Origin of the sequence: Brevibacterium picturae (assembly GCF_030453725.1) — a bacterium.
Lineage (GTDB): Bacteria > Actinomycetota > Actinomycetes > Actinomycetales > Brevibacteriaceae > Brevibacterium > Brevibacterium sandarakinum_A.
The window spans coordinates 1-7555 of record NZ_JAKDJU010000143.1; the positions used below are offsets into that span (position 1 = coordinate 1).

Annotated in this window: 5 protein-coding genes; 3 read left to right on the forward strand and 2 right to left on the reverse strand. The window is 64.6% G+C overall.

Annotated features, from left to right (window positions below):
* Positions 1–9 precede the first annotated feature (9 nt).
* Positions 10–1905 (reverse strand): ABC transporter ATP-binding protein, encoded by a 1896-nt coding sequence (locus L0G76_RS12360; protein ID WP_304357496.1) that lies wholly within the window; start codon positions 1903–1905, stop codon positions 10–12.
* Positions 1902–3692, reverse strand: a complete 1791-nt coding sequence (locus L0G76_RS12365; RefSeq protein WP_304357497.1) for an ABC transporter ATP-binding protein — start codon at positions 3690–3692, stop codon at positions 1902–1904. Before L0G76_RS12365 ends, L0G76_RS12360 begins: the two co-directional genes overlap by 4 nt.
* Before the next feature lie 369 nt (positions 3693–4061).
* On the opposite strand from L0G76_RS12365, the gene L0G76_RS12370 reads away from it, so the two are divergent.
* The 3 genes from L0G76_RS12370 to ilvC all read left to right on the forward strand — a co-directional run.
* Complete coding sequence (locus L0G76_RS12370) at positions 4062–5999, forward strand: acetolactate synthase large subunit (RefSeq protein ID WP_304357498.1); 1938 nt, start codon at positions 4062–4064, stop codon at positions 5997–5999.
* Positions 5996–6508: an acetolactate synthase small subunit gene (ilvN, locus tag L0G76_RS12375; protein WP_304357499.1), complete on the forward strand. Its 513-nt coding sequence runs from the start codon at positions 5996–5998 to the stop codon at positions 6506–6508. Before L0G76_RS12370 ends, ilvN begins: the two co-directional genes overlap by 4 nt.
* A 148-nt stretch (positions 6509–6656) precedes the next feature.
* The coding region (gene ilvC / locus L0G76_RS12380) for a ketol-acid reductoisomerase (protein ID WP_304357500.1) at positions 6657–7555 on the forward strand (899 nt) is incomplete at its 3' end.

A 7555-nucleotide genomic window follows, 5' to 3' on the forward strand; every position in this document is an offset into this window, starting at 1 on the left:
GCGACCGAGCTATACCAGCGAATCCCGCCATGCCTTGTGCAGCTGGGCGAACTTGCCCGCCCCGGAGATCAGCTCATCGGGAGTGCCGTCCTCGATGATCCGTCCGGAGTCCATGACGAGGACACGATCGGCGATCTCCACGGTCGAGAGTCGGTGGGCGATGATGATCGCGGTGCGTCCCTCGAGGACTGTCGCCAACGCCTTCTGGACGAGGCGCTCGGACGGAATGTCGAGGTGCGCGGTCGCCTCGTCGAGGACGACGATGTCCGGGTTCGCCAGGAACACGCGCGCGAATGACACGAGCTGACGCTGTCCCGAACTCAGGCGACCGCCGCGCTTCTTCACATCCGTGTCGTACCCGTCCGGCAGATTGCGGATATAGGGGTCCAGCCCGACGGCAGTGGCAGCGGCGAGAACGTCGTCATCGTCGGCATCGGGATTGCCGATCCGGATGTTGTCGGCGATCGTGCCCGCGAACAGGAACGACTCCTGGGTGACCATGACGACGCTCGAACGCAGCTGGGCATCGTCGAGGTCACGCAGGTCCACCTCGTCGATGGTGACGCGCCCCTCGGAAGGATCATAGAACCGGGTGACGAGCTTGGCCAGAGTTGACTTCCCTGCCCCCGTGGCACCGACGAGTGCGACGATCTCGCCGGCCGGGATGCGCAGGTCGAAACGGGGGAGGACATCGGGACCGTCCCCATAGGAGAAGCGGACATGGTTGAGGTCGATCGAGCGCCCGTTCGCCGTCGAGGAGTTCGCCGACTGTCCCGCGGAGTTCGTCGAGGCGTCTTGTGCCGCGGTGTCCTTCGCCGAGGCGGTGCCCGAGCTCCGGTGCGCACTGTGTGCGGGCAGGGACTTCGGCCGGGCCGGCTCCACCACCTCGGGGTCGGTGTCGAGGACGGCCGCCATCTTCTCCAGAGCCGCCGAGGCGGACTGGTAGAGGTTGAATGCCTGCACGAGCTCATCGAGTGGACCGTAGAACCGGCGCAAGTAGAGGATGAACGCGGCGAGCACGCCGATCTGAGTCCAATCCTCGATGACCAGCCACGCGCCGACGATGATGATGACCGTCTGCGTGACATTGCCGACCAGCCGGGTCCAACCCGCGAACCAGGCGACCCCGCGCAGGGCATCGGTGTTGGCATCGCGGTACAGTGTGTCCTCGTCCTTGAGCGTGCCGCGGCGATCCGGTTGCCTGCGGTAGGCCTGGACCGCGCGGATGCCGCCCATGGTCTCGACGAAGTGGACGATGACCTTGGCGATCGAGGTCCGAGTCCGGCGGTAGGCGTTGCGCTGTGATGTGTGTGCGGACTTCGTGATGAAGAACAGCGGAATGAAGCCGAGGAAGACCACGAGGGCCAGGGGCACATCGAGGACGATGAGGGTCACAGCGATGAACGTCATCTCGAACAGTGCCAGCGCCGTGTCGAAGAGCGAGTAGGTGAGGAACTGCTGCACCGACTCCATGTCCGAGGTCTGCCGAGACACCAGCCTGCCCGAGGTCGACCGCTCGTGATAGCCCAGGTCGAGGCGCTGGATGTGAGTGAACAGGCGCGACCGGAGCCGGTACACGACCTTCTGCGCGGTGATGCCGACCAGCCTCGTGGATGCGAATGCGAGCACCGCCGAGGCGATGGTTGAGCCGACGAAGGCCGCCACCGCACGAATCAGCGGGCCCGGATCGCCGTCGACTGCCTTCGGAACACCATTGTCGAGCGCATCGGCGATGAACACCGGGCCGATGACGAGGAACAGTGCAGTGAGCACGACGATGACGAGCAGGAAGATCGCCATTGCCAGATGCGGGCGGACCAGCGAGAGCAGCAGCGCACGGGCCTTCTTGGCGATGTCCGGTGGAAGCTGCTCGACCTCGTCCTCATCGATGCGGGGAGTGCTCACTGCGTGCCTCCTTCCGTCGTGGACTTGCCGATGGTGTGTCCGGCAGTCCCAGCCGTCACAGCCGCCGCACCCATGAGCTCACGGTAGAGCGGAGAGGACTCCAGCAGCTCATCATGGGTGCCCAGCGCGACGACCCGTCCCTCGTCGAGGACGGCAACGGCATCGGCCAGCGCCGAGGTGGACGGACGATGGGCGATGATCAGCGTCGTCGAATCGGGCAGGATCTCCCGCAGCGCCCGTTGGACCCGGTCCTCGGTGTCGACGTCGACGGCTGAGAGCGGATCGTCGAGGACCAGGATGCGGGGTTGGCCGATCACCGCACGTGCCAAGGCCAGGCGCTGTCGCTGCCCACCGGACAGGGACAGCCCCTGTTCGCCGACCTGCGTGTCGAGTCCCTCCGGCAGCCGCTCGACGAAGTCCTTCGCGGCCGTGATCTCCAGGGCCTGCCAGATCGCGTCATCGTCGACCCCGGGCGCACCCATGCTCACGTTCTCGGCCACCGAGGTGGAGAACAGGATCGGGTCCTCGAAGGACACGGACACCAGGTTGCGCACCTCGTTGACGGGCAGGTCGCGAATGTCGGTGCCGTCGACGCGCACGGATCCGCCGGTGACGTCCTGGAGCCTGGGAACGAGCGAGGCCAGAGTCGTCTTGCCGGATCCGGTGGCGCCGACGATGGCCAGGGTCTGGCCCGGGTCCACGTGCAGATTGAGGTTCTGCAAGGTCTCACGGTCGGTGTCGGCGAAGTGGAAGTCGACATCCTCGAAGTCCAGCTCGCCCTTGTAGCGGCCCACATCGGGGGCATCGGCGATCCGACCGTCGGTGTCGGTGATGTCATGCCTGATGTCGATGACCTCCCAGTACCTGGCCGCAGCGGTCAGGGCCATGAGGGCATCTGCGAGGAGGAAGCCGAGCATCTCGATCGGCATCCGCATCACCATCGAGATGGTCACTGCCGCGACCACGGTGCCGATCGTCGTCCAGCCCTGTACGACGCCCCAGGTGCCGACCGCCACGATGGCGGCCTGGGCGAGGGTGGGCAGGAGGATGAGCACACTCCAGAACCAGGAGTCGAGCTTGGCCTTGCGCACTTCGATGCCCTGGAACTTCCGAGACAGGCGGGAGAAGCGGTGCGCGGCCCACGGCGAGCGGCCGAAGGATTTGAGGATCCGGATCCCCTGGATCGATTCCTCGACCTCGGTGGTGATCTCACCGACCGTGTCCTGAGACCGACGCGAGGCCTCCCGGTACCTCTTCTCGAAGACCGTGACCGTCGCAATCGTGGGCACGGCCATGATCAGCATGATCAGACCGAAGACCGGCTGGAGGAACGTGAGGATGATGGTGCCGATGATGATGATCAGCGGGGTGGTCACGAGGAACGGGATCCCGAAGGCGAAGAACCGTCGCAGCTGGGACAGATCGTTGATCGCGCGCGAGAGCAGCTGCCCGGACTCCCAGGAATCGTGGATGGCCACCGAGGTGTACTGGAGCCGGTCGAAGAGTCGTGAGCGCCAGGTGATCTCCCACTGCGCGACGACCGGGGCGACGAGAAGTCTGCGACCCCACAGGGCAACCGCCTCGGCGATGCCGATGATGAGGACCCCGAGCACGGGCAGCCACAGACCGGAGAGATCCCGGTGGGCGATGGGGCCGTCGATGATGTGACCGGTGATCAGGGGGATGACCAGTTGGATGCCGTTGGCCAGCAGAGTCAGCGCGAGTACGGCGATGTACACGCCGATGCGAGAACGCAGATCGGGCCAGAAACGTAAGAGGGGACGCACCCTTGAGAGCCTAGTCGGGGCGCGTGTCGGAGTCCATGGTTCCCACAATCGAGCTTTTCCTTCTTCCCTCGGCGCCGGCTCTGGGGCAGGTACTGGGCACGGTCTCTGGGCAGACTCCGGCGCTGCCGACCGATCTCATCCCTCAACCCATGAGTATCCCAAATTTCGAGACGATCGATTGCGACGTTTGACACGCAGATTGCCCGCGGTGAACTATTGAGCCATGACTCACCTTCTTGTCGTCGTTATTACCCAGCGCGCGGATCTTCCGTAGCCTGTCAACACGACACGTTCCGCGCGCCCCTACCGAAACCGGAGGGGCTTTTTTCATGCGGAGACAAGTTGGATCACTAGGAAGGATACGAAACGATGGCAGCCACGCCCTCGGCCCAGTCAGCGGGAACTGGCACTGCGCCCAGCCCAGCCCCGGTGACCGCGACCCCGTCAAGCATTCGACGCAACTCGACCCCTGAGGTCCTCACCGGAGCACAGGCGATCGTCCGCAGCCTCGAGCTCCTCGAGGTCGAGACGGTCTTCGGCCTTCCCGGCGGCACCATCCTTCCGACATATGACCCGCTGTTCGAGACGGACAAGATCCGTCACATCCTCGTTCGTCACGAACAGGGTGCCGGGCACGCGGCCGAAGGCTATGCGGCTGCCTCGGGCAAGCTGGGCGTGTGCATCGCGACCTCGGGTCCGGGTGCGACGAACCTCATCACGGCGCTCGCCGACGCCCACATGGATTCCGTCCCGATGCTGGCCATCACCGGGCAGCAGAGCTCGAAGCTGTTGGGCACCGATGCCTTCCAGGAAGCCGACATCGTGGGGATGACGATGCCGGTGACCAAGCACAGCTTCCTCATCACCAAGGCCGAGGACATTCCCTCCGCGATCCTCAACGCCCATCACATCGCGACCACCGGACGGCCCGGACCAGTCCTCGTCGACGTCACCAAGGACGCCCAGACGGGCACCGCTCCCTTCGTCTGGCCCGAGGAGCCGGCGATGCCCGGCTATCGTCCGATCCTCAAGCCGCATGCCAAGCAGATTCGGGAGGCCGCCCGGCTCATCTCGGAGGCTCAGCGTCCCGTGTTCTACATCGGCGGCGGCGTCATTCGCTCACAAGCGGACAAGGAACTGCTCAAGCTCGCCGAGGCGACCAACATTCCCGTGGCCACGACGCTGATGGCCAGGGGAGCGTTCCCCGATTCGCACCAGCTCCACCTCGGAATGCCCGGTATGCACGGCAGCGTGCCCGCCGTGACGGCCTTCCAGAAAGCTGACCTGCTCATCACCATCGGCGCCAGGTTCGATGACCGAGTCACCGGCAATCTCGATTCCTTCGCGCCCAATGCGCAGGTCATCCACGCTGATATCGACCCGGCGGAGATCGGGAAGAACCGTGAGGTCGACGTCGCCATCGTCGGCGACGCACGCGAGGTCCTCGCGGAGATGCTCACGGAGCTGCGCGGCAAGTTCCCCAAGGCTCTCGAGCGTCAGCGTGAACCCTGGTGGCGCTTCCTCAACCGTCTCAAGACGACCTACCCGCTGGGCTACGACCAGCATGGTGAACTCTGCGATCCGCAGTATGTGATCTCGCGGGTCTCGGCGCTGAGCGGGCCCGAGGCCGTCTATACGGCGGGTGTCGGCCAGCACCAGATGTGGGCCGCTCAGTTCGTCGAGTTCGAACGCCCCAAATCGTGGCTGAACTCCGGTGGTCTCGGGACAATGGGCTATTCGGTGCCTGCCGCCATGGGCGCGAAGGTCGCCGAACCGGACCGTGTGGTGTGGGCCATCGACGGTGACGGCTGCTTCCAGATGACGAACCAGGAGCTCGCGACCTGCGCACTCAACGACATCCCGATCAAGGTTGCGATCATCAACAACTCGTCGTTGGGTATGGTCCGCCAGTGGCAGACCCTGTTCTATGACGGCCGGTATTCCAACACCGATCTCAACACCGGTCATGAGACGATCCGGATCCCCGACTTCGTCAAGCTCGCCGAGGCGTACGGCTGCCTGGCCCTCCGTGTGGACAGCAACGACGACGTCGACGCCGCGATCAAGACCGCGCTCGAGACCAACGACCGTCCCGTCGTCCTCGACTTCACGGTCCCACCGGACGCCATGGTGTGGCCGATGGTCGCCGCTGGAGTCTCCAACGATGAGATCGAATACGCACGCGGCATTCGCCCGGAGTTCGACGGCGAGGGTGACGAGCAGGCCGAGAGCCAGATCGCGGAAGCCGGTACGGAAGAAGACGGCACGGTTCGCTCCGTGGCTCAGATCGAAGGAGGCCTGGAATGAACAACCGGCACACACTCTCAGTCCTGGTCGAAAACAAGCCGGGCGTACTGGCGCGTTTCACCGGCCTCATCGCCCGGCGCGGCTTCAACATCCACAGCCTCGCCGTCGGCGTGACCGAACACGATGAGCTCTCGCGCATCACCGTCGTCGTCGACGTCAAGGACGTGCCGCTGGAACAGGTGACCAAGCAGCTCAACAAGCTCGTCAACGTCATCAAGATCGTCGAGCTCGAGCCGGCCACATCGGTGCGTCGAGCCCATATCATCTACAAGGTCAAAGCCAATTCCACGACCCGTCCCCAGGTCGCGGCGGCGGTGGAGATGTTCCGCGCCAAGATCGTCGACGTGGGCCCCGATTCCGTGAGCGTCGAATCCACCGGTGAGCTGGGCAAGGTCGAGGCCCTGCGCGAAGTCCTGGAGCCCTTTGGGATCAAGGAGATCGTCCAGTCGGGCACCGTGGCCATCGGCCGCGGGTCGAAGTCGATCACCGACCGCGCCCTGCGCAGCTGATCCAGTGACACTGCGCAGCTGGATCCCGCGCAGCTGACGTTTTAACGTTCCACTTCGTGGAACGTCGACCATCTCAATAAATGAACCGCAGTACCGAACTGTGAAACAATGGGGAGTACCCCACACCTGACGAAGGAGCAAGAGAACTATGGCAGCAGAACGCTATTACGACGACAATGCAGATCTGTCCGTCATCCAGGGCAAGAAGGTTGCCGTCATCGGCTACGGCAGCCAGGGTCACGCACACTCGCTGAGCCTGCGCGACTCCGGTGTCGAGGTCCGCATCGGTCTCAAGGAAGGCTCCGCCAGCCGCGACAAGGCCGCTGCCGAAGGCCTCGAAGTCGGCACCCCCGCCGAGGTCTCCGAATGGGCCGACCTCGTCGTGATCCTCGCTCCTGACCAGGTCCAGGCCGACATCTACAACTCGGAGATCGCACCGAACCTGACCCCAGGCAATGCTCTGCTCTTCGCTCACGGTTTCAACATCCGCTTCGACTACATCCAGCCGCCCGAGGGCGTCGACGTCATCATGGTCGCCCCCAAGGGTCCCGGCCACGTTGTGCGTCGCGAGTACGTCGACGGCCGTGGCGTGCCTGTCCTCGTGGCTGTCGAGGCCGACGCCTCCGGCAAGGCCTGGGACCTCGTGCTCTCCTATGCCAAGGGCATCGGCGGCCTGCGTGCCGGCGGCATCAAGACCACCTTCACCGAGGAGACCGAATCGGATCTCTTCGGCGAGCAGACCGTCCTCTGCGGTGGCACCTCCCACCTCGTGCAGTACGGCTTCGAGGTCCTCACCGAGGCCGGCTACCAGCCCGAGATCGCCTACTTCGAGGTTCTCCACGAGCTCAAGCTCATCGTCGACCTCATGGTCGAGGGCGGAATCGCCAAGCAGCGCTGGTCGATCTCCGACACCGCTGAGTACGGCGACTACGTCTCCGGGCCGCGCGTCATCACCCCGGACGTGAAGAAGAACATGGAAGCCGTCCTCGCGGACATCCAGAACGGCAAGTTCGCCGAGCGCTTCATGAACGACCAGAAGAACGGTGC